Annotated in this window: 15 protein-coding genes; 14 read left to right on the forward strand and 1 reads right to left on the reverse strand. The window is 46.0% G+C overall.

The window, feature by feature from the left end; translation table 11 throughout:
• Nucleotides 1-53 precede the first annotated feature (53 nt).
• From ACJJIP_RS09365 to ACJJIP_RS09425, 13 genes are all read left to right on the forward strand, one after another.
• Nucleotides 54-1,373 (forward strand): MFS transporter, encoded by a 1,320-nt coding sequence (locus ACJJIP_RS09365; protein ID WP_353376225.1) that lies wholly within the window; start codon nt 54-56, stop codon nt 1,371-1,373.
• A 56-nt stretch (nt 1,374-1,429) separates the two neighbouring features.
• Nucleotides 1,430-2,440: a LacI family DNA-binding transcriptional regulator gene (locus ACJJIP_RS09370; protein WP_444946736.1), complete on the forward strand. Its 1,011-nt coding sequence runs from the start codon at nt 1,430-1,432 to the stop codon at nt 2,438-2,440.
• A gap of 79 nt (nt 2,441-2,519) precedes the next feature.
• Nucleotides 2,520-3,233, forward strand: a complete 714-nt coding sequence (locus ACJJIP_RS09375; RefSeq protein WP_353376224.1) for a 3-keto-disaccharide hydrolase — start codon at nt 2,520-2,522, stop codon at nt 3,231-3,233.
• A gap of 4 nt (nt 3,234-3,237) precedes the next feature.
• The gene (locus ACJJIP_RS09380) at nt 3,238-3,453 is read left to right on the forward strand and encodes a twin-arginine translocase TatA/TatE family subunit (protein ID WP_020412851.1); all 216 of its coding nucleotides are present in this window, start codon (nt 3,238-3,240) and stop codon (nt 3,451-3,453) included.
• Entirely contained in the window at nt 3,453-4,367 is a 915-nt protein-coding gene (locus ACJJIP_RS09385) for a sugar phosphate isomerase/epimerase family protein (RefSeq protein ID WP_444946737.1), read from the forward strand. Before ACJJIP_RS09380 ends, ACJJIP_RS09385 begins: the two co-directional genes overlap by 1 nt.
• 266 nt (nt 4,368-4,633) lie before the next feature.
• Entirely contained in the window at nt 4,634-6,430 is a 1,797-nt protein-coding gene (locus ACJJIP_RS09390; RefSeq protein ID WP_282953435.1) for a GMC oxidoreductase, read from the forward strand.
• Nucleotides 6,430-7,125: a gluconate 2-dehydrogenase subunit 3 family protein gene (locus ACJJIP_RS09395; RefSeq protein ID WP_444946738.1), complete on the forward strand. Its 696-nt coding sequence runs from the start codon at nt 6,430-6,432 to the stop codon at nt 7,123-7,125. Before ACJJIP_RS09390 ends, ACJJIP_RS09395 begins: the two co-directional genes overlap by 1 nt.
• Before the next feature lie 163 nt (nt 7,126-7,288).
• Complete coding sequence (locus tag ACJJIP_RS09400) at nt 7,289-10,048, forward strand: TonB-dependent receptor (RefSeq protein WP_444946739.1); 2,760 nt, start codon at nt 7,289-7,291, stop codon at nt 10,046-10,048.
• 68 nt (nt 10,049-10,116) lie between these two features.
• Nucleotides 10,117-11,091 carry an isoaspartyl peptidase/L-asparaginase family protein gene (locus ACJJIP_RS09405; protein ID WP_282953438.1) on the forward strand — a complete coding sequence of 325 codons (975 nt, stop codon included), beginning with the start codon at nt 10,117-10,119 and terminating at the stop codon, nt 11,089-11,091.
• A gap of 869 nt (nt 11,092-11,960) precedes the next feature.
• A complete protein-coding gene (locus tag ACJJIP_RS09410) occupies nt 11,961-18,992 on the forward strand; it encodes an RHS repeat-associated core domain-containing protein (RefSeq protein ID WP_444946740.1) in 7,032 nt (2,343 codons plus the stop codon).
• Between the two features lies 1 nt (nt 18,993).
• Nucleotides 18,994-19,242, forward strand: a complete 249-nt coding sequence (locus ACJJIP_RS09415) for a hypothetical protein (protein WP_353376218.1) — start codon at nt 18,994-18,996, stop codon at nt 19,240-19,242.
• Nucleotides 19,243-19,888: 646 nt separating this feature from the next.
• A complete protein-coding gene (locus tag ACJJIP_RS09420; protein WP_444946741.1) occupies nt 19,889-20,239 on the forward strand; it encodes a hypothetical protein in 351 nt (116 codons plus the stop codon).
• A gap of 211 nt (nt 20,240-20,450) precedes the next feature.
• Nucleotides 20,451-20,795 (forward strand): hypothetical protein, encoded by a 345-nt coding sequence (locus ACJJIP_RS09425; RefSeq protein ID WP_020412844.1) that lies wholly within the window; start codon nt 20,451-20,453, stop codon nt 20,793-20,795.
• A gap of 1,139 nt (nt 20,796-21,934) precedes the next feature.
• On the opposite strand, the gene ACJJIP_RS09430 is transcribed toward ACJJIP_RS09425, so the two are convergent.
• On the reverse strand, nt 21,935-22,618 hold the full coding sequence (locus ACJJIP_RS09430; RefSeq protein WP_353376214.1) for a TetR family transcriptional regulator: 684 nt from the start codon (nt 22,616-22,618) through the stop codon (nt 21,935-21,937).
• A gap of 249 nt (nt 22,619-22,867) precedes the next feature.
• Between ACJJIP_RS09430 and ACJJIP_RS09435 the strand changes: the two genes are divergently transcribed.
• Nucleotides 22,868-24,043 carry an efflux RND transporter periplasmic adaptor subunit gene (locus ACJJIP_RS09435; protein ID WP_444946742.1) on the forward strand — a complete coding sequence of 392 codons (1,176 nt, stop codon included), beginning with the start codon at nt 22,868-22,870 and terminating at the stop codon, nt 24,041-24,043.
• The last annotated feature ends 2 nt before the right edge of the window (nt 24,044-24,045 follow it).

Genomic DNA, 24,045 nt, shown 5'->3' on the forward strand with positions numbered 1-24,045 from the left:
TTGCCAAACCAAGTGAACAATTAATAACAATAAATCATGCGGAGACTGGATAGATGAGTACGATGATAACGCCCCAGAACAAGAGAATATTCTTGGTGGGTAATCTCTCCATTTTTATGATTGGCTTGGGCATGGCTGTGCGGACGGTGATAGCCACTAACTTGCAGGAAGATATCTATAACCATATAGACCTAGCTAACTCCACCACTATGCTCGGTGAAGCAATTGGTATTACCTTTGCTGGATTTGCTTTCACACTTCTATTTGGAAGCGCACTTGTGGACTTGGTCGGCATCAAGCGAATGTTGATGCTCTCATCTATAGGTTATGTATTGGGCAGTTTGCTTATTATTGCGGCATCTATGGTGACTCCAGGGGAGGGGGTAGAGAGTCTGGTTCTAGCTGGCCTGTTACTGACAGGCTTGGGCTGGGGTGCCGTGGAGGCAGCCAGTAATCCTATGGTTGCTGCAGTCGACCCAGATAATAAAACGCAACGTTTAAACGTACTACATGCCTGGTGGCCTGCGGGCATTGTGGTTGGAGGATTACTGGGGTTGTCAATCTCTGCCCTCGAGCTTCCCTGGCAGTTGAACCTTGTCGTGTTGGCACTGCCGGCTGTTGTTATGGCCTGGCTTGTGGCTAAAACAGATTTCCCAGTTACTGAACGGGTTTCTTCCGGTATCAGTTATGGCGAAATGTTTAAAGAGGTATTCAAGCAGCCGATGTTTATCCTGCTGTGGGTGTGTATGTGGCTGACCGCCGCAACCGAGCTGGCCCCTGGGCAGTGGGTAGACCTGACCCTATCCCGAGTAGTTGGCATGAAGGGTATCCTTATCCTTGTTTATGTCAGTATGTTGATGTTTGTGATGCGCCACTTTGCAGGGCAGTTGGCAAAGAAACTGTCTCCTATCGGACTTCTATGGTTAAGCAGTCTCCTTGCCGCAATTGGGCTCTATTGCCTGGGTATGGCTAGGACGCCAGTAACTGCATTTTTGGCAGCGACTGTCTGGGGCATTGGTGTTTGTTATATGTGGCCCACTATGCTGGCCACAGTCTCCGAGCGTTTTGTGCGCGGAGGGGCATTGTTTCTGGGGTTGCTGGGTTTTGCCGGTGGTATGTCTATCCAATTTGTTCTGCCAAAGCTTGGAGCTATTTTTGACAATGCCAAGATTGAGGCAGCGGGGGGCTTGGAGGCCTTTGAAAAGCTGAGTGGGGATGAGTTGGATGCGGTATTGGCAACCGCTTCTGTAGAGTCATTCCAGTCTTTGGCAGTAGTCCCACTTATCCTGCTCCCTATTTTTGCCTTTATTTGGCTGTGGGATCGAAGGCAAACAGCCAATAAAACGGAAGCAGCAGTTACGGGTAACCAGTAGATGATATCCGTCTGTGCGAAAATAACCCCCTACTAATAAGAAATTAGCAGGAAACTATGTCAAATATTCGCGAAGTTGCACGTCGCTCCGGTGTATCGGTCGCGACCGTATCCCGGGCGTTAAAAGATCCGCAGATGGTTTCTCCGCGAACCAGAGAGCGGGTGCTTAAAGCCGTGGAGGAGGCCGGATACCGGCCGAACCTCCTTGCGCGGAACTTCAGTTCGGGAAAGTCATTCGCAGTGATGGTATTAGTTCCCAATATAGCCAATCCATTCTTTTCCCGGGTCATTCGCGGAATTGAGAAAGCGGCGCAGGATCAAGGCTATTCGGTGCTGCTGGGGGATACAAAAGGGGATTCCACCAATGAACAATTTTATGCAGGTATGGCGTTAACCAACCAAGCGGACGGTGTTATCCAGCTTGGTAGTCGTTATCCGTTTGCAGAGAAGGATGCGAACCTGGCTGCATCTGTTCCGTTGGTGAATGCCTGTGAGCGCATAGTAGAAGATGATCGGTATCCGGTGGTGGAGTTGGATAACCATGGCGCGGCACAGGAGGTTGCGCGTCACTTGATGGAGATGGGGCACCGCCGCATCGGGGTTATTACCGGGCCCTCGCAAAGCCCCATAGTCCGAGACAGACTGTCTGGGTTTTCTGATGCACTAAAAAAACGTGGGTTAGGACTTGATCCTGAAATGGTTGTTCATGGGGAATTCACTATGACATCTGGACAGGAAGGCGCAGAGACTTTGCTATCTACTCCCCGTCGGCCAACTGCCATTTTTTGTATGAACGATGAGATGGCTATTGGTGCAGTGCATCAGGTGAAGAGGATGGGCCTCAGGGTGCCGGAAGATGTGTCTGTTACCGGGTTCGATAATATTGAATTCTCCCAATTTACAGATCCGCCTTTGACCACGATTAACCAGCCCGCGGAGGAGTTAGGCCGCTACGCAATGGAAACGCTGCGATTGATTATCGATGGTAAGCCATTGAAATCCAGCCGGACTATTTTGCCATTTGAGCTAGTGGAGCGGGAAAGCACAGCCTCTTGTCGGGACAACTGAGAATTGCAGGCTCCCAAGGACCGTTGCCCTGAAAAGTATGGCACTGATTAGATAACAGCCAATAGGTGTGGAGATAATAATGATGAAAAACTTTACTAAAACCAGATCCAAAATATCCGTAGCGATTGCAGCAGCAGTGATGCTGGGTGCTGCAGGTTGCGAGCGGGTGCCCGAGTCGAGCATCCAACAAGCGGATGGAGAGTGGCGTTACCTGTTTGATGGTGAGACATTACAGGGTTGGACTGGAACAAATGGCTCACAGATTGGCGGTGCCTGGCAGGTTGTTAATGGCAATCTGGTATTGACCGCGGGAGGGGCTGGGGACCTGGTAACCGCTGAGCAGTTTGCAGATTTTGAATTGCAGCTGGAGTGGAAAATTTCTGAGGGCGGTAACAGCGGCATTATTTATCGCGTCGCTGATGGAGATGCACCAGTTTGGATGAGTGGCATGGAATACCAGGTGTTGGACAATGCCGCGTTTCCCAATCTGGAAAAGCCAAGCCACAGCGCCGGCTCAGTATTTGATATGTATGCGCCCAGTGAAGAGAGCGTTAAGCCTGCGGGAGAGTTTAATCAAACTCGTATTCGTGTAGAGAACGGCAAGGTAGAACATTGGTTAAATGGCAACAAGATTGTTAGCTACGAGCTTTGGTCAGAAGATTGGGGCAAGCGTTTGGCGGGCAGCAAGTTCTCAAATTATCCTGATTTTGCGCGGTCTGAAAGTGGCTATATCGCTTTGCAGGACCATGGCGATAAAGTCTGGTATCGCAATATAAAAATCCGGGAGCTATAAGCTAATGGGTATTTCAGGAATCAGTCTCTGGCAAATCCTGATAGTACTGGTGCTTGCAGTTTTATTGTTTGGCAGCGGCAAGATTCGCCGTTTGGGCGAAGATCTGGGGGGAGCAATCAGTGGCTTTCGCCGTTCTTTGCAAGGAAACCGGGAGGGTAGCGCTTCAACCGATAACCCCTCGAAACCCATTGCAGAGTTTTCCCAAATAGGAGAGCGGTAATGACTATCAATAGAAGGCGGTTTTTGGCAAATAGCACAAGGCTGGCAGCTTTGGGACTGGCTGCCCCTTTTATGGGGTTTGTTGGTCGTAGCCACAGCGCGGGAAGTGAAAGATTTTTTAAGATTTCCTTGGCTCAGTGGTCCCTGCATCGGCAACTGCGAAGTGGTACTCTCAAGGTTCTGGACTTTCCGGTTAAAACGCGCAAAGTCTTTGGAATTGGAGCGGTTGAGTATGTAAATCAGTTCTTTAAAGATCAGGCAAAGGACTTGAAGTTTCTCACCGCAATGAAGGCTAGGGCAGAAGACCATAATGTTCGCAGTCTGTTAATTATGGTTGATGGAGAGGGCGACCTGGGTGATCCTGATAAAGGCAGGAGAAAGCAGGCGATAGAGAACCATTACAAATGGATCGAAGCGGCTAAACATCTCGATTGTCATTCTGTACGAGTAAATGCCGCGGGACAGGGGAGTCGCGAAGAGGTGGCTAAAGCATCTGTTGAGGGGCTGCGCGCGCTTTCGGAATTTGCCCAGGATTTTAATATTAATGTGATTGTTGAGAACCATGGTGGCTACTCATCTAACGGGGAGTGGCTGTCACAGGTCCTTCACCGTGTAGATATGCCCAACTGTGGCAGTTTGCCGGACTTTGGAAACTTCGGAGATTACGATCGCTATTTGGGAGTTCAGCAACTTATGCCCTTTGCCCAGGGTATCAGTGCCAAAAGCTTTGAGTTCGATTCAGCGGGAAGTGAAATCAACACGGACTTTGCTCGAATGTTACGGATCATTCGCGATGCGGGTTATCGGGGTTATGTTGGGATTGAATTTGAAGGGCCGGGAGATGAGGACCACGGAATTATGGCAACAAAACAGTTGCTAGAACATCTTGGTAGGAAGATGGAGGTGTCCACGTAATTAAATGAAAATAATTGATAAAATTTACTTACAGATGTAACCGGTTACATATTTTTAATTTTACCTAACCTGAAAATATGTACTTTAATGTCTGCTTTCTTCAAGAAATCAGTCTTTAACACCGATAAATTAAAAATTCAGACTTGATAGTTGTTCATCCAAAGAGAAAAATATTCTAATAATGTAACCGGTTACAGGAAAATGTTCCCAATTGATGGAATTTAGCCGGTCAGAAGAAAAATAAATGGTCATGCAGGAGAGATGTTATGGCGAGTGAAGATATTGAGAATAAAGAGTACGACGCCTTAATAGTCGGCTCTGGTGCAGGGGGCGGTATGGCTGCCTATGTGCTGGCCACAGCAGGTTTAAAGGTACTTTTGCTGGAAGCGGGGCGGTCCTATGACCCGGTCAAGGAAACCCCTATGTTTAATCTGCCCAAAGACGCCCCCCTGCGCGGTGGTAGCACGCCGGAAAAACCATTCGGTTTTTACGATGCGACAGTGGATGGTGGCTGGCAGGTGCCAGGCGAGCCCTATACCCAGGGATCCCGGGAGAGAGGCCGGCGTTTCGACTGGTGGCGAGCGCGTATGCTAGGTGGCCGCACGAACCACTGGGGGCGTATTTCGCTGCGCATGGGGGAATACGACTTTAAGCCGTACTCAAGGGATGGACTCGGTTTTGACTGGCCTATCAGCTATCAAGATCTGGCTCCGTACTACGATAAAACCGAGATGCTCATTGGTGTCTACGGCACCAATGAGGGATTGGAAAATACCCCGGATTCTTCCGACGGCGTATTATTGCCGCCCCCCAACCCTCGCGCTTATGAACTGCTAGCGAAAAAAGCTTGTGACAAGTTGGGTATCCCCGTGATCCCTTCACACTTGGCCATTCTCAGTGAGCGCCTCGACCATGAAAATATTCCGCAGAAACTGTTCCCCGATAACAAGCTTGCCCAGGATGTAACCCGTGAATCGATGAAATCCCGTGCTGCCTGTTTTTGGGCCACGCCCTGTGGTCGCGGTTGTTCCATTAAGGCGAACTTCCAGTCCACCACAGTACTGCTGCCTCCTGCGTTGGCCACAGGCAACCTTGACATCATAACTGACGCAATGGTGCGCGAAGTTACCGTTGATAAGAAAGGCAAAGCCAACGGGGTTGTTTACATTGATAAAAACACCCGTCAGGAAAAGTTTGCCAGTGCCCGCGCAGTTGTCGTTGCGGCCAGTGCCGCCGAGACATCACGCATTCTTCTCAATTCAAAAAGCACTTTATTCCCAGATGGTCTCGCCAACGGCAGTGGTGTTGTAGGCAAATACCTGATGGATACTGTGGGCGCGGGAGTAGGTGGCCAGATTCCAGCCCTGGAAAACATGCCCGCTCATAACGAAGATGGCGCGTCGGCAATGCATATGTATATGCCTTGGTGGCTGTACAAAGAGCAGTTGCGCGGAGACTTGGATTTTGCTCGGGGTTATCACATTGAATTCGGTGGTGGCCGCAGTATGCCTGGAGCTGGTGCCTTCGGCGGTATGGGTGATTTCACCGAAGGTGCCTACGGTAAGGATTTAAAAGAGGCCTGCCGACGCTATTACGGTTCCTTTGTCTGGTTCGACGGTCGTGGGGAAATGATCCCCAATGATGACAGCTACTGTGAAATTGATAAGGACCAGGTCGACCAGTGGGGTATCCCGGTTCTGAAATTCCACTGGAAATGGAGTGACCAGGAACTTAATCAGGCTGCCCACATGCACAAAACCTTTGCCGAAATTATCGAAGGTATGGGCGGCAATGTGACCACAACTGTACAGACTGATGGTGCCAAGGCAATTATCAACGGTGGTGCCATCATTCATGAGGTCGGCACCGCGCGCATGGGCTCCAACCCAAAAGATTCTGTGCTCAACCCTTACTGCCAGTCCTGGGAGGTTCCCAACCTCTTCCTAACTGACGGCGCCCCCTTTGTTTCTAATGCCGATAAAAACCCAACCCTGACCATTATGGCCCTGGCTTGGCGTACCTGTGACTACATCGTGGACCAATTCAAGAAGAGGAATATCTGATGAGCGAGGAAAAAACCAACCTTGGTCGCCGTAATGCCCTGCGTTTGATTGCTACCACCGCCGCTGCAGTTCCGGTAATTGGCTGCTCTGAGAAAGTTGCTGAAAAGGTTGTAGTGAGGGAGGACAAACCTGCGGCAAAGCCTGCAGTTAAAAACCTGGATGCTCCGAAACAAACGCTAGCCAGGGGGACGCCCACGGATCCAGATCTTCTTAATCCAGTTGTGCCTTGGGAAATGCAGCTAGATGAGAATGAATTAGCGGTACTGGCTGCGCTCTGTGATGTCATTATTCCCGCGGATGCAATTTCCCCGAGCGCCTCTTCTGTTGGTGCTCAGCATTACATCAATGAATACGTGAGTGCGCCTTATTCCAATAATAAAGCAGATCTTGTCACGATTCGCGGTGGGATTGTCTGGCTCGAGGGAGAGTCCAGGCGCAGATTTCAAGGCTCATTTGTCGAGTTGAATGAATCTCAAAAAACGGCCATCTGTGAGGACATCAAATGGACTCGCACCGCGAAGCCAGAATACCAGGCCGGTGCGCGTTTCTTTGCCAAAGTGAGGGTTCTTGCATCTACCGCTTTCTATACCACCGAGGAAGGTATGGCGGATATCGGCTATGTGGGTAACAGACCTATGGCCAGCTTCCCTGGAGCACCGCCTGAAGTACTAAAGCGACTTGGCCTGGATAGCTGATAGCGGTACATGGCCTTAACCCCTAGGGAAGGGGGCTCAAAAAAATAAGCCAGGGACAGGCAGACCTAAAACCCGGGTTATTCCGAGAGCTTGGTATGTGGATATGCCGAGTCAAGAGGGTGTACGGAAAGCTCGAGAATTATAATAAAAGAGATGCTCAGCAATGAAAGAGAAAACCCTTTATACAAATCGTAGGGCGGAACTATTACGCACATCTGCCAGCGCACTGGTGTTATTTAGTGTTGTTGGTATGGCGCAAGCACAGAATACGGAGCAAGCAAAAGAGGAAAGCTTGGTTCTCGAAGAAGTAGAGGTGATGGGTATTCGCCAGAGTATGGAGAAAAACCTCGATGTGAAGCGTTTTTCTAATGCTGTGGTGGATTCAATTACTGCTGAGGATATTGGCAAGTTCCCCGATAAAAACGTAGCCGATGCCTTGCAGCGAGTGCCGGGAGTTTCTATTGTCCGTAGTGGCGGTGAGGGTGCCCGGGTAAGTATTCGTGGTACGGCCCCTGAACTTACTTTTACTCAACTTAATGGTAACTACATTGCCACTCCGGGAGATGAGCCGTCACGCTCACTAGATTATTCTTTGTTGCCAGCAACAATGATTGCTCGTACAGATGTTTATAAGAGCCCTGAGGCAAAGCTGGATGAAGGCGGAATCGGCGGGACTGTCATTTTGCACACCCGCAAACCTCTGGATCTAGATGCGGGGGAGGGCATGCTATCAGTTGAGACAACCTATGCGGATGTCACTGAAAAGTATGAGCCACAATACACCGGCTTTTACTCATGGAAAAATGATCAGGAAACCTTTGGTGTATTAGTCGGTTATTCCAAGCAGGATCGTCAGAACCGGGTGATTAGCACCACTACAGAAAACTGGGGATGGCAAGGTGATGAAAAGCCGCACGATGGCGTAGAGGCCAGGGGGGCTATGGTAGATATCGATGGTAATGAGTACCGAGATTTCTATGCACCCAGAGCAGTAGTAGGTAGTGTCTTTGAGGAGGAGCGTACCCGAGAGGGAATTCAGCTCAGTGCCCAGTGGCGTCCGGTTGAGCAACTTGAGCTTGGTGTCAATTATTTTCGCTTTGAACAGGGTGGTAATTCGGAGAATTATCGTATTGTTTTTCCTGAGTGGAACTACGGTAATGCAATTGCTCCCGGCAGCCTTAAATTTGATGAAGATGGCGATACCTTACTCGGTATTGGTATGCTGGATAGAGGGCAGGCAGAATTGCAGTCTCCTCAGGTAGCCGGTGACTACACGCGAGCAGAGTATGTATCAGATACCTTGGACTTTAATGCTATTTACCAAGGGGATGGCTATAGCGTGCGAATGGTTGTGGGCAGCACAAGTGCGGAAGGCGGCCCTTCCGAGAAATTGTTTGCCTCAGTAAACTCTCGCTATGGCACTGTGACTGACTGGAGCTGGGATCTAAGCAGTGGTACAGCAGAGATTGATACCAGTGCGGATCTGGGAGATCCCAATACTTACCCCTTATACGACTGGTTCTCTTCTCATTGGACCAGCAGTGAGGATGATGAAAACTATTACCAGCTAGATGTTTCTATTGATATGGATTACGGCTGGCTGACTTCCCTTGATGTAGGACTTAAATACCGCGATCACGAAATTAATCGTAGGATCACCAAACAATCCTGGGACGACGATAACCTACCGTGCCCTACTATTAATTGGGGCGGAGTTGAGGGGGCCTGTTATCCCTGGTGGCCGGATGATTCTTTCCACACTGACCCTAATGGCGTTCCGGATACGATTGATATCCTTTCCAGTGGCCCACTCGACAATATTATTGGTGGCGTAAAAGTGCCCAACTTTGCCTACCTGGAGTTTGAGAAGCTAAAAGAGTTTCTCTATGAGACTTATGGTGATCCTACAGTTATCGTAGAGCGGGACCAGGATTATCGTATCGGTGAGGAAGTTATTGCAGCCTATGTACAGCAGAATTTTACCTCTGCCACTTTGCGCGGTAATTTTGGTGTTCGCGCGGTAAAAACCAAACAATATGCCCGCACTTATGACAATATTGACGGGGTTTTGCAAGATGAGCCCAATATTCGCGACAGCAGTAACACCGATTTTCTGCCAAGCGCCAATATTGCTTGGGATATTAACGATGATTTGGTAATGCGTGCAGCCCTCGCAAGGGTTGTTGCCCGAGTGAATTATGATGACCTCGGTGGCTCTGAATCCATACACGCTCCATTGCCAGGAGCGACTGTGAGAGATGGATTTGCGGGGAACTCCGAATTAGAACCCTATAAGGCAGATCAGTTTGATTTAGGCCTGGAGTGGTACTTTGACGATGCTTCCGCAATGGGAGTGACCTTGTTCAGGAAGGATATTGCATCATTCGTAATTAACGGCAGCTCCCTGGTTACCAGGGAAATCGATGGTGACACTTGGAATGTCAACATGTCGATGCCTGTTAATGGCACCGATGCCACCGCCCAGGGTGCCGAGCTGTTTGTGCAATATGCCTTTGATAACGGTTTTGGGGTTTTAGCCAACTACACCTATACGGATACCGAACTGGCCAACCTCGACCTCGAAAGCGGTGAAACAATCAAAACAGAAATTGCGGGCACTTCTAAAGATCAATACAACCTATCGGTGTACTACGAGAATGACCTTTTCAGTGTGAGAGCTTCCTACAACTATCGCAGCGCCTATGCGGATGGCTATAGCAACGGCGTGAATACATTTACTGATGAGTATGATCAACTTGATGTAAATGCTTCTTATAGTTTGATGGAAAATCTTACTCTCACTGCCTCCATTATTAATCTCACCGAAGAGAAGGTGGATAGGTATTGGGGCGAGGAAAACAGGGTCTTGGGTTCCTCCTACTCAGGCCGCCGCGCCTACATGGGGCTGACTTACAGCTTCTGATCTCGCCATAACTACGGCGCACAGATACATTACTGTATCTGTGCGCTTTCCATTTGAGATAAATTATCGTGATCAGCAAAAGAAAATTCCTGAAATATTCCTTCCTGGGCACTGCTGGTGCTCTGGCAACATCTTCAGTGGCAGCTATGGCAAGGCGTTATACGAAGAAGGGAAAAAAGCCGGTAGTCATATCAACCTGGAACCATGGGGGCCCTGCCAATGAGGCAGCTTGGCAGGTTCTCACTGGGGGTGGCAGGGCTTTGGATGCCGTCGAGGCCGGTGCGCGAGTGCCGGAAGGTGATCCTGAGGTAACCAGCGTTGGCTATGGTGGTTTTCCCGATCGCGATGGTGTAGTGACTCTTGATGCCTGCATTATGGATGACAAACAAGATTGTGGTTCAGTGGCTTTTTTACAGGGTATCAAGCATCCCATCTCGGTTGCGCGAAAGGTGATGGAGGAAACTCCACATGTGATGTTGGTTGGAGAGGGTGCGCAACGTTTTGCCGTTGAACAGGGATTTGAAATTGAGAACCTGCTAACCCCGAAAGCCGAAGCCGCCTGGCGTGAGTGGAAGCGCGAGTCCCGTTACCAGCCGGTAATCAACATTGAAAACCACGATACTATCGGCATCTTAGCCTTGGATCAGGACGGCAATCTTTCAGGTGCTTGTACTACCAGCGGCGCTGCTTTCAAGATGCATGGGAGGGTAGGGGACTCACCAATTATTGGTGCCGGGCTCTATGTCGACAATGAAGTTGGTGCGGCTACCGCCACCGGCATGGGTGAGCTAATGATCAAAACTGTCGGTTGCCATCAAGTGGTGGAGCTGATGCGTCATGGCTATACACCGGAAGAAGCCTGTCGTGAGGCGGTGGAGCGTATTGCACGCAAGCTTGGGGACTATAAGAAGTTCCAGGTGGGTTTCCTGGCTTTAGATAAAGCCGGTAATTATGGTGCTCACTGTATTCACCCGGGTTTTAATTATGCGGTGCGTGATGTGGATGGTGCGCGAATGATTGACTCAGAAAGTAAGTTAGGGTGACTCTTTGAAATAAGCTGCCTATATTAACTTCGTTCTGATTTGCCGGTCATTTCTTGCGGCAGAAAAACCCAAACTATAGCTGGGTGCTGTAAATCACTGGCTATTAAAGCTAGTAATAATGGCTCTCAGAAAGCTGGTCGCTCATCAATGTGATACTAAAACTTAGAGGATTTTTCTTGGTAGGCTTTTGGGTGATATTGGAACTAGTCAAGCCGAGTTCTTAAACCTGTTACTAAACAAGGCAAATAGTATCCTGCCCAACGTATAGTATTTATGTACTTTTGTACCTCTTAATTCATATTTTTATTAAGCGATCGTTATTTAAGCTTTAGGCTTATGATGCCTCGCCCCTCTATGCCCCTTTAATTGGTTTTAGTGCCTAGTTGTATTTGACATCTGCTAGCTTTTTATGGGCTATGAGTAAGGTGTGAAAAAAGTTCCATTCTTTCTATTGTGAGTGAAAGCAACACTGACATCGTATGCCTAATTGCATCTTTCGCGTAGTTTCAAGTAAACGCATAGTCTGCATCTTGATGGCTACTCTTTAGCAGGAAAGAGCTTGGATAAATGTGTAGTTGGAAGGGTAGTGCTAGTTAAGCTGAATTTTCAGTTGAAGTTGTTAACTTATTGACATGGAGGGCTTCCAAAGTGAAGTCATAACAGCGAAAATGATGGGAGGTGTTTGGTGGTGCAAAACGATAATTTTGACGTTGCCGTGTAGAATGCGTACCCACGTTATTACTTCGGCTAAGAGTTAGATGGTGCGAGCATACAGCTTAGGGAAAGCTTAGTTTAGGTGCTGAATATTAAGCTTCATTTGTGCGTATAGACATAAAAATTATTATATAAGATTATAATTAGGATGTTATATGAAGGGTGTTCCTTTAGTATCCAGGCTTTTATTGCTTATTTTACTATTCTCAGCAGGAAGTTTAATTGCGGAGAATATCGATGATTCGTACTACGATGTTTACTATGGTGATGTCAATGGTGATGGGGTAGATGATATTTATCTCAAAGCCAGAGACCTTTATGTAATGATCCATGGAGAGGTTGTTGTACCTCTCGTACTGCCCCCGATAAACCCTAGTTATTTATATGCTTCTCAAGGCGGTAGTTATGGCTCTCCGGTTGTCAGTGAAAATATTGATATCAGTTTACTGAAAAAAGTACCGCCGACAAGTTTGCAATATCTGGACTACAGTGGCGATGGTAATACAGATCTTTATATTGCCAAGGTTGGCAGTATGCTATATAACGCTGTAATTGCAGGGGGCGATGCAATTACGCCGGATATAATCGCTACCAATGTCTTCATTGATAAGATAGGTAATCTATCGATCACGCAGACAGACCCGGCGAATGACCTGATGACCGAATCTTTATACAGAGGTAAACTCACCGGTCAGCATTTGGTGGGTAAAGATGGATCGTTTAACTATACGATCCCTATTGAGGTTCCACCTGGTATTAATGGCCTGCAGCCCCAAGTCAATTTGAATTACAACAGTAATCGTCGAAATGGCGTAGTGGGTTGGGGATGGGATATTGGTGGCCAGTCAAAGATATCACGATGTCGCGCTAGTAAAGTGAGAGATGGTGCGATAAGCGGCATTAATAAGGGAGATGCTTATAAATTCTGTCTGGATGGACACCGTCTTGTTCAGACTGGTTCAGGTTCTCACGGGGGAATAAGTTATCGTGAATATCGTACCGAATCAGAGTCATTTCAGCGCCTGAGAGCTTATGGGGGGGAGGCTGCGGTACCAGACTATTGGCGAGTTGAGTCAAGGGATGGGGGAAAAATTCATTATGGTGCGAAGGGCTCGGCCAATACTGAATTTGAAGACGGTTATAATAAAACACTTCACTGGCGGATTGCTAAGCGTGAGGACGTCTTCGGCAATTACATGGTGTATACCTATGAAAAAGATACCTCTGCAGGTGTCCATCGAATCAGTCAGATTGATTATACCAAGCACAATGTTGCACAAGGGACTAATAATGCGCTGATTTTCACCTATGAACCCAGAGTAGATGTTCGCGAAAGCTATATAGCAGGTAGAAAGCATAGAGTAGATAAGCGCCTAAAAACTATAACAGTAAAGAGTAGCGCCAGTCATATAGTTCGCCGTTATAGTCTCAACTACCAAGCTGTTGATGGAAATATCAATGCTGATCCAACCAGTACCAGTAAGCTGCAAAATGTCACATTATGCTATGGAGGGTCGACCACAGATTGCGGGCAGCCGTTATCTTTTGATTGGAGTTCCTCATCGAGTAGCACATATGCCAATAAACCTTTGGGTAGTGAATATCGCTGGGTTCTTGATGAAGTAGTATTTCCAGAATGGTTAGCTGACTTTAATGGCGATTATAAAGTAGATTACCCTGTTGTCCGAAATGACACTCTTTACGTTAAAGATGCAACGGGCACTTTGGTGAAAGTAGGTGATGTAAGCTCACCGGGAACTATTACTTATTATCAATATAATAGAAGTTTCTCGGAGTCACTTATCCCGACAACAAGAGATCTAAGATATTTTGGTTTCATCCCTTTGGATATAAACGGAGATGGTAAACTTGATCTCATAGCAAACTCTTGGATGGGGCTTGCTGGCACTAAAGCTTTTCTCAATACTGGTAGTGGTTACGTTTATAGTGGAGCTTACTCCCTTACTTCTGAGCAAATCACCCTGCATACAGGAAGTCCAGGTTCGCAATCGCATCTTTGGCCAGAAACATTAATACAAAGTGTCACAGCCCCTGAGCCTTATCGCCTAGTATTTAAGGATATGAATGGTGATGGCTTGGTTGATGTTTTTCGATACGGTATTGGTCGTTACACTTTATCGACTGACGGGCGTTATCGAAATTATTTAAAGGGTCCATTAAAAGATCGCTCGGTAGCCTTGAATACGGGTAGTGGATTTTCGGAGTTTGCGCAATGGTGGCATGGAGAGTCATCTCACCCCTCAACACGGATAGGGGATATTAATGGTGATGGCTTACCCGATATGGCTGATGTATTGGGAAATGTCTCGATTAATACCGGTAATGGATTTATTTTAAAATCACCAGAAGACTATTCTTATGATGGTGAGTTTACCCGCTTTGGACCCGCTCAGCCTTTTCCCGATATAATAGATAACCTGCAGCTGCAGGATATGAATGGGGATGGCTTGGCAGATATGGTGTTTAGTTACAATCGGATCCTGTATTCTACAGGGGATGATTGGGTTGCTGCTCCGGCAGACCCCGGAATTGAGAGCGCAACAACTCAAGTACCCAAAGAGCAACGTAAGAGCACTCTTGGAAGATTTCTCGTTGACTATAATGGTGACGGGTTAACTGATAAGTTGTATATAGTTAATGCTAATTGTGAATATCTCACTGAGCGAGAAGATAAAAAATCTGCATACTTAGCTGTGCGCTTTAATAAGGGAGAATCTTTCTCCAGTTGTCAATTACTTCATAGCTCACCTAAAAACTACGAACATATTAATGCCGTTCCCGATTGGCGAACTAGCGCATGGCTGGATCTAGACCGTGACGGTATGGTCGATTTTTTTGCTGATCATGATGGTAGCTCTACTGCTAATGATACACAGGGGCTAACTACTACTAGCAATAATATTCGAAAGCCTCGTATTGAAAGTGTTAATTTTGATGGCCGCGAACAATTGGAGGTTCAATATCGACCTCTAGATACAGCGTGTGATCTGGCGATCAAAGGGAATGTCTCCTGTAATTTGCTGGGTATTAGGCAAGTTTACGATTCTCACGATAATGAGGATATAGCGCCTGATGGTGCTGGCCCCAAAAATACAGTCCCCGTGTCTAGTTTACCGTATGTTGTAACCATACTAGAGGAAAGTAATGGTATTGGTGGTACCACAGTCGCAGAATATAAATATGAGTCTCCTGTTAGGCACCGCACAGGCTATGGTTCTTTGGGTTTTTCCAGAGTTATAGAAACTGTGAGCCACGAGGGGCAGGCTAAAAAAATACGTACAGTGTCAGAATTCCATCAGGTGGCTCAAGATAATTATCTTTTGGCCGGTCAACTTAAAAGACAGCAAGTCTGTGCGGTAGATGGCTCCTATGTAGACTGTTTCAAGAACTGCTCTAATTCCGCTGATACTTCCACTTGTACGTTAGATGTGCTAAGTGACACTAAGTATCGGTGGAAAATTCGTACCTATAGTGATGATGTGGATGCTGGTTTTAGTAGTCCGCATTATTTTCCTTATGTATACGAGCAAAGTACGGTAAGAAATAGCCTATATAATGGTAGTAAAATTTCCGATACAATTATTCGAAACCATAATTCTGCAAGCTTTTCTTGTAGTCCTGTAGAAAATATTGATGTTGTACTCACTACAACTAGTGATGTGGATTATCATACCGATGGTGTGTTGCTCAATTCCCATAAGGTAATCTGTGATACCTATGCTAGCCAGGCTAGTGTGACTGCACATCATAAACAAAAAAGCCAAATATTCAGTACAAAGTCAGACGATAGCTGGATACTGGGTTTGCCTGAGAGAGTAGAGGATACTGCATCAGTGGGTGCCAGTAGCACTTCAGTTAGCAGCAAAAAACGAACTACGGATTACTCCTATAATAACAACGGAACAATAAAAACAAAAACAATTGAACCTGAGGGCTCTGCTTCATTAAAACTAATTACAACGTATGGTTATAACAACTATGGCTCCATAAGCAGTATCGCTGAAAGCTTTAATAGCTTCGCTTATGATGGTCTGAATTTTACCGTTCGTGCGGAGAGTTATATTGAAAACTTTGATGCCAATGGTATACGCAAAGTAACCCATACCAACCCTAAAGGCCAAAGTGTAATCACTAAATTTAGTGCAGATTTTGGTTTGCCATTTGAAATTCAGGATCTAAATAATCTTATTACAAAAATATCATATGATAGTGTTGGGCGGGTGGACCATATAGATCATCCTGATAATACTCGTACAGACTTTGATTATCGAAATTGTGGCAATAGCTGTTTTAGCTATAACCCAAATGTTGAGTTTTATATTCAAAGCAAAACGACAGGGTCGCCTTCTGTTAGGACATACTTTGACAGTTTCGAGCGAGAGCTAGGGAACAGAACAAAGGATATGCTGGGCGCTTTTATTTACAGTTATCAGGCCTATAATGGGCAAGGACTCATTACTTCTGAGATTGCTCCCTTTTATAATAACGATCCACAGTATAAAGTTAGCACTAAGTATGATTTGCTTGGCCGAGAAGAACTAAAGACAAAAGCGGACTCATCCACTGTTAAAACAACCTATAAAGGTCTTGAAACAGTAGTTGCCAAAACTGTTCTATCAGAGCATAGTCTGTCGGAAGTACAAACAACCAAGTTGTTTGTGAATGGCGCTGGTTGGACAATGAAAACTTTGGACAATGCAGGAACTCAAGTTGACTATACTTATTGGCCATTTGGAGATTTACAGTCAACCAAGGTTGATAATGATAATAACACTCTGATTAATATTGAGTACGATATATTGGGGCGAAAAACATTACTGAGTGATCCGAACACAGGTACAGTCTTATATGATTATAACCCGCTAGGTTTAATAGCAGCTCAAACTGATGCAGAAGGCTATGTTACTCGGTTTAGTTACGATAAATTGGAGCGTACTATTGCGCGAACTGACAATGCTACAGCGGTTCACGGCTCATCAGGTCTTACTCACAGCTGGACCTATGACGATAAACTTTATGGTATTGGGCTACTGGGAACGCTCAGTGGCTATAATTCAGACGGCTCGGCCTATACAGAAAATTATAGTTATTCGTCTTTTTCACAACCAGAGTCAGTTGAACAGGTTATTGACGGTAAAAGCTATATAACTCGTCAACACTATGATTCATTTAATAGGGCATTTGCTACCACCTATCCAACAGGATATACGATCGCAAATCATTACAATAGCCATGGACATATGGTTAAAGTAAAAAATGCTCAGGATGGTCAAGTGTTATGGAGTGCGAACTCGCAAGATGCTCGCGGAAACCTAACAGAGTTCACCTTAGGGAACGGAGTTGTAACCAAGCAAATATACAAGCCAACGAATGGATATATTGATAGTGTTGTAGCAAAAAAGGGGAGTTTCCTTATTCAGAGTCATGAGTATGATTTTGATAGTTTAGGTAATCTGGACCAGCGCAGAGATAATAAGAACGGCTTAACCCAGAGCTTTTATTATGACTCTGTGAATCGCCTGTCAAAATCATGTTTTACCAATTGTATTGGCGCACCCAACGACTTTAGCTATGATGTTTTGGGTAATGTAAAAACACTGTATGATAATTCTGATATTTATCAATACGGTCAAAACGGGGCGGGTCCTAATGCGGTAACCAGCGCTCGTGGATATACCAACTATTATAATCAGAATGGTAGTTTGACCAGCTCAATTAAGGACAGTAACAATCACCGTGCTGTAGATTATGCTGCATTTAACAAGCCTACCCGCATAGAAAATACTGTTAATGGTGTAACCCGTTGGTCCGAAATCACGTATGGCCCAGATCAGAGTCGTGTTAAGCGTACTGATAGTAGCGGCCGCTCAACTATCTATGCGAGCCTCGGTGTTTATGAAGAAACCACCTTTAACGGAATCCTGCAAAAAATTCATTATGTAGGGGATTATGCGTTATATATACAAGAAGGTGATGCTTCATCTGGTTATTACCTTTACCAACATCGTGATCACATTGGCTCTATAGTGGCAAAATCTGGAGCTAACGCTGACAGTAATGATGATGTGCAGTGGATGTCAAATGGCCCCTGGGGAAAGAGGCGTGATACATTATGGAATGGCGCAGAAGAGGGTGAAGACTATGTGCCCTTTGTTACGGCTCGAGGCTATACGGATCATGAGCATTTGGATGGTGTTCAGCTCATTCATATGAATGGGCGTGTATATGATCCAAGTCTTGGCAGATTTTTGAGTCCTGATCCATTTATTCAAAGCCCAAAAAATTCGCAAAGTTATAACCGTTATTCTTACGTTTTAAATAACCCTCTTTCTCTTGTAGACCCGACAGGGTATATGTCCGTAAATTTCGGAAGTAGGTGTAATCTAGAAAGTAGAGGTTGTCTACCACCCTGTGCTGAAGGCGGGTCCTGCCCAACCGGACCGGGTGGAAGAACTTTCACTGGCCAGACTTATATTAATTCAGTAATTTCATTGGGTCAGTCGCCTAGTGCATCTGGGTTTGCTTCTTCAGGAGGTGGAGGTTGGGGGGAGATTAGCTCATCTGGGCAGATTAGTTTATCTGAACAGAATGGTGGTATTAATGACACCATCTACCTAAATGATGGCCCTCCATATGATGATATTCCTACGTTACCTACGGGCAATGAACCTAGCACTATAGATTACTCAAGGTACGCATTAAAAAATACCGGTAGGGAAGTTTTAAAATTGCTCCAAGCGATACCCGGTGAAGGTCAAATTGTTGGGGGGGCAATCAAAGTTGGGACTTTCTTATTTGTCAGCAGAGCTACAGTAGCTACAAGTGGATTAGCTGGAAACCCAATGTTTAAGCATGCAGTATCACAGTTTAAGCGTGCGGGGTGGACACATGCAGGAAGAGCCGCAACCAAACATCCAAATGTTTTAGGAGTTAATGTACCAAAAGCTCAGGTTCAAAAGGCTTTGATTGAGAAATTTGGTAGTCAAGCAGGTGTGAACCGGGCTGCGGCAGATGCTCTTAAAAATATTATGCGCAATGGCACTAGGTCTGATAAGCCACACAAGGCTTATGGTAATGTTACGGAGTTTAAATTAGATAATGGAATAGGAGCACGTTTTAACTCGGATACGAATGAATTTATCGGATTTTTAGGTAGAGGATTGTAAATTGAAAAATACAGAGATTATAGAAAAAGCAAATTTTCAATTGTGTTCTGTGCCGGATAGTGAAGGACTGGTTTTAGAGATTTCCAAAGGTGAGGAGCCAGCTTTCCTTGAGGTTAGAGTTGATGAAAATGGTGTGCAATGGTTTCGCTTTTTTTCTAATGAAAACCATGTTGCGATAACATTAGAAGACATGGAAAAAGCAATTGAAATTGCAAAGAGAGAAGTTGTTAATACCTCGATTGATATGTGACTATACTCCCGGTTAGCTAATGCTGTTGGGGGCTATTCGTTTTTTGCTCAGCGATCAATGCCAGCTGGCCGCTTGAAACCTCAATCTTAGGGAGAAACTAATTCAGAAAACCCATAGATTTGAGGTGTTAGCAGCGGTGCTGGCACTCGCTCTAGCGGAGTTGCTTTCTGGAATAATGCTGAGGAATTTTGATGCACTGAGAAATGATGCTTGGAGTTTCAAAATATTGATTTTTGATAAAAGCCGAAAGAAATAGTACTAAGAAGTTGGGTGGGAGTGAGCATGTTTTTAGAAGGAAGGCGAGTCGCTAATACCGTGTGTCTAGCACTTTTCAGTGGTGCGCTGGCTTGTCGTATAGCTTCTATTGAATCTGCCAAACTTTAAAAGTGGCTTTCAATATTTTAGTTGAGATAGGGCTCAAGCTTTGGTGAGAAGCTCAGTCGTTTGAGAATAGGGTTAAGATCTAGTTATTGTAGAGTACTTGAAATACAGTAGGTGCCAACTTTAGGAGTGTGACACTGGGGACGGCTCAATCAAATAGAGACAAGTTGAAGAAGTTATCGTTTTAGGTATTGGATCACAAGAAAGTTGCTCCGGTGTGGCTGTAGTTTGTTACGGGCCAGGAGACTTTACTTTTTGGGATTTCATGACCTATACGTATAACAACATGGGTGACCTATGGGATCTATCTAAACAGCAGACTAATGAACAATATTTGGGGGATAGTACTCTCGGTGAAGCATTGATTGAGTATGCTGATGTTCCTGGCGGAGTTGTAGATTCTGTAGGAGATGTTTTGGATGGTGATGTCACAGGGGCTGTTGTTGGCATTCTTGCGCGTAGGGTACCTGGAGGAAAGACTCTTGAGGATAAGGTAGAGGATGCACTTGATGCTACAAAGGGGATACCGAGAATAACAGAAAAGGGTCTGAATCGTGTTGAAAGTCACTTGGATAGTGTTTTAAAGGATCAGTTTCCAGAATTTACTCGAAAGTAACAACTTGAATTTCAGAAATGGGAACGATCAATGCTTGAACGATTGCAAAATGGAAATACAACTAAGTATGATATTGAATTTTATCTACATGAGCTGAAAGAGTCTGCACAGTTTAGAAAAACTGGAGAGTTGATGCCTGCTCACGAAAGAGCACTCAAGTGGCGAAATGTTGAATCCCTGGACCTGTTTCACCCAAGTATAAGGAATTAATATGAGTCTTGTTCACCTACGATTGATACGTACTTACGATGCACAGGAAGAAGCTATTTACGATGTCCAGTCAATTGACTTCAATAAACGTAATCAGGACAAAGTCTGGCAATCATTAGGTGAACTTAATTTTGATAAGTTAAATGCTAAGTATCAATACATACCTACGATGTTGTGGTCTGATACATGTGGTTATCCTAGTGAGTTCGCCACACCGGAAAACCAATCCGCTAACTTTGAAGGGTTGGGTAGTAGCCCTTGGGCTAAAGTGATAATGGGGTATGCAGAGCAGTTTTTGGAAAAAAAGGAATATCCTGAAAGTCATCCACCTCTCTTTTCGAATTAGTTGGGACAAAGGGGTTAGCCATAATTCCCAGGCGTGTACAGCAAATCGAACTATAGTTATCTTGGCGGAAAAAATGGGTGGAGGTTCTACAAGTATATTTTCTGTGATAGCAGATAAACTTGGTAATCTTCAAGCAGCTTCCCCAGAGGCGCTATGCTAATTATGGTGGTAGGCTCAAACAGAGAACCCAGGACACCCATATATTAAGAAGTGAATCAAAAGCAGATCAGTGATTGTCTTTATACTTGGCTTATGGTCAGAAGAAGGGAGGGAGAGGGAACCTGTGCTGATTGTCTAACAATATTGGACCGATTCTATATCTAGGTAGGGAGAAAATCGGCAGGTAATTCTATGAATTTCAGTTTAGTTGTAATTAGGAGAAAGCAACTGCTGACAATCATGCAAACCATACACCCAGCGTTTATTATTCTCAGAATTCTGGGCACTTTTTGAAATCATTTGGTAGTAATAATGCGTAGTCGCTCAGATTGGCTTAGGTTTAACATTTGAATCTTTCTGCAGTGGGTTCCAGCTTCAACCCTCTCAGTCAAGAGTAAACCCTGTGGGCACATAATTTGCTCTTGACTGAGAGGAGAGAGTTGAAGATTGATTTGGTTGATCACTGACTTAAAGGCTAGTTCTGATTCAAGGTTTCAATACGATCTTACACTGCCTATAAGATCAAGCCTGAACTAACTCAAAAAAGATTCCGGGTTTTTATGCATTTCTGACCCTTCCCATCAACAAAGGAGAGCGCCCTCACCAACATCACTATGATTTACCTCTCGCAAAGGCGGAAGAAAAACTTAACTTACTGTCAGAAAACAGTTGACGACTACACTCAAGGCTTCTTGAGCTTACTAGGAAAGAACATTGCGGTATTACTCAAGTATCCGTCGAAATTGTTGGAGATGATATTTACCCTATTTATTTCTTATCAAGAATATTTAAAGACTCTGCCACTGAGGAAGCTTAGAAACTCACTCTACTAATGTGTGCAAACCCGGAGAGTACCGGGCTGCTATTTAACTACTCACGGGGGGAAAGGAGAAATGATACTTGCAATCATGGTGTGGGAATCTGCCTACATGTGGTTAGCAGCTAAAAACCGCATAAAACTTATAGTATTTAAGGCAGGATCAGTGCAAGGTTCGCTGCTGCCTGTCCAAACGCATAGTAGAAGAAAAGCGAATCATATCTAGTAGCGTGTCGATGTAACGCTCGCCCAGTTCACCCAAATCCTCAATTCGTGGAGACTGCAGCCAGTCTTCCAATACACCAAAAAGACCACCATGTAGCATCTGTTGCGCCAGATCTACATCTAAATCTGTAGGCAACTGCCCTGCAGTAACTGCCATCTTCATTAAGTTGGCCATGCGTTCTAAGCCAGCAGTACGGCCCTGCTTGATACGCTGGGTTGATTCACACACTTCACTGACAGCCTCACATGGTAGGAAGATAATCTCGAGGACCCGCTGCCACTGTTCATTGCAGGCAATATCATGGAACAACCAAACCCAGCGGGTACGCAAGGTTCCCAAAGGGTTTTCCTTCAGCTCTTTCCCGGCAGTCTCACATAGTCTCTCACCGGGAAGTTCCATGCGCTCTGTCAAGGCATTAAGCAATCCAGCTTTACTGCGGAAATGGTCGTAGATCGAGCCACGGGTTACCCCGGCCAGTTCAGCCACCTCTGCAAGGGAGGCATGTGATACCCCGAATTCATGAAATACATTCATCGCGGCGTCCAGAATACGCTCACGAGTTGCCGCTGTTTGCTCTTTTCTGAGTTTGGTCATGGGGACTGCAGCTTCTTTTCTAATCATGTTTGTCTCATCTGACCGCATACTCACCGCATTTCGCCGCACGGTAGCTAAATGAGATATTCGTGCAAACCCTTGAAAACACTGGGTGAAAGTGCATCTTAGTCGATTATTACGCGCTGATGAACAGTTGATTGAATTTCATGCGTGCACATAAAATGTCAAGCAACTAGAACTAGACTTTCCTGTCTCTTTTCATGTTTCCCCGCAACTGACCCGCAATACCGGTAGTCAGCCCTTATTGAGGTAACCATGTTCAATAAAAAAGCGCTAATCAGTCTTCTGGTCGCATCCTCTGTTCTTGCGGCCTGCGATGAAAAGGCCGCTACACCGCCGATGATGGCGCCTCAGGTTACAGTTGTCACGCTGGAATCTGAGCCAGTGACCCTCACAAGGGAGTTGCCGGGGCGCACTTCCCCTTTCAAGGTGGCGGAAGTTCGCCCGCAAGTTAATGGCATCATAAAACAGCAATTGTTCCGTGAAGGTGGCCGTGTCGATGCAAATCAGCCGCTCTATCAGCTGGATGATGCCATTTACCGAGCGGATGTGGACAGTGCCCGCGCGAAGTTACAGCGTGCCAACGCCGCCATGAATATCGCGCGATTGAAGGCGGTACGGACTAGAGGCTTAATAAGTAATGGAGCCGTTAGCAAGCAGGAAAATGATGCGGCTGAGGCGGATTTGCAGGAATCTCGTGCAGATGTAGCCGAGGCTAAAGCGGAGCTGCACCGGGCTGAGATCCAGCTGGACTACGCCCAAATTACTTCCCCGATTACGGGCCGAATTGGTAAATCCTCTGTGACCCAGGGGGCACTAGTGACGGCCAATCAGGCCGCAACTTTGGCCACAGTGCAACAGCTGGACCCCATCTATGTGGATGTTACTCAGTCGGCTGCGGAGTTGGTAAGCCTTCGCCGGGCTCTCCAGGCCGGCACACTGGCAGATGCCACTCATCTGCCGGTCAAGATCCTGCTGGAAGATGGCGGTGAGTTTGAACACCAGGGCAAACTCGAGTTTGCCGAAGCAAGTGTTGATCCCTCAACTGGTAGCGTATTGCTACGGGTAGTTGTACCCAACCCGGATAATATGTTGCTGCCGGGCATGTATGTGCGTGCAATAGTGGGCAGCGGTGTACGCGATAACGCTATTTTGGTGCCTCAGCAAGGTATTGCGCGGGACCCGAAAGGCAATACGTCAGCCATGGTGGTCAATGAAGAGAATATCGTTGCTCAGCGCTCAGTACGGGTAAGCCGCACAGTTGGCAATCGATGGCTGGTAGAAGAGGGGCTTGAGCCCGGCGACCGTGTCGTGGTGGCTGGATTGCAGAAAATCCGCCCCGGCGCCCCGGTGCAGCCGAGTGAGCGTGAGGACAAACAGCCACCTGCAGCAATTGGCGATGAAAAAACCACAGCTGAGCAGGGTTCCTGAGG

The organism is Microbulbifer variabilis (genome assembly GCF_052467165.1).

Coding starts and splice junctions, on each gene's coding strand:
- ACJJIP_RS09365 (WP_353376225.1), top strand. CDS start 54: ATGAGTACGATGATAACGCCCCAGAACAAGAGAATATTCTTGGTGGGT.
- ACJJIP_RS09370 (WP_444946736.1), top strand. CDS start 1,430: ATGTCAAATATTCGCGAAGTTGCACGTCGCTCCGGTGTATCGGTCGCG.
- ACJJIP_RS09375 (WP_353376224.1), top strand. CDS start 2,520: ATGATGAAAAACTTTACTAAAACCAGATCCAAAATATCCGTAGCGATT.
- ACJJIP_RS09380 (WP_020412851.1), top strand. CDS start 3,238: ATGGGTATTTCAGGAATCAGTCTCTGGCAAATCCTGATAGTACTGGTG.
- ACJJIP_RS09385 (WP_444946737.1), top strand. CDS start 3,453: ATGACTATCAATAGAAGGCGGTTTTTGGCAAATAGCACAAGGCTGGCA.
- ACJJIP_RS09390 (WP_282953435.1), top strand. CDS start 4,634: ATGGCGAGTGAAGATATTGAGAATAAAGAGTACGACGCCTTAATAGTC.
- ACJJIP_RS09395 (WP_444946738.1), top strand. CDS start 6,430: ATGAGCGAGGAAAAAACCAACCTTGGTCGCCGTAATGCCCTGCGTTTG.
- ACJJIP_RS09400 (WP_444946739.1), top strand. CDS start 7,289: ATGAAAGAGAAAACCCTTTATACAAATCGTAGGGCGGAACTATTACGC.
- ACJJIP_RS09410 (WP_444946740.1), top strand. CDS start 11,961: ATGAAGGGTGTTCCTTTAGTATCCAGGCTTTTATTGCTTATTTTACTA.
- ACJJIP_RS09420 (WP_444946741.1), top strand. CDS start 19,889: ATGACCTATACGTATAACAACATGGGTGACCTATGGGATCTATCTAAA.
- ACJJIP_RS09425 (WP_020412844.1), top strand. CDS start 20,451: ATGAGTCTTGTTCACCTACGATTGATACGTACTTACGATGCACAGGAA.
- ACJJIP_RS09430 (WP_353376214.1), bottom strand. CDS start 22,618: ATGATTAGAAAAGAAGCTGCAGTCCCCATGACCAAACTCAGAAAAGAG.
- ACJJIP_RS09435 (WP_444946742.1), top strand. CDS start 22,868: ATGTTCAATAAAAAAGCGCTAATCAGTCTTCTGGTCGCATCCTCTGTT.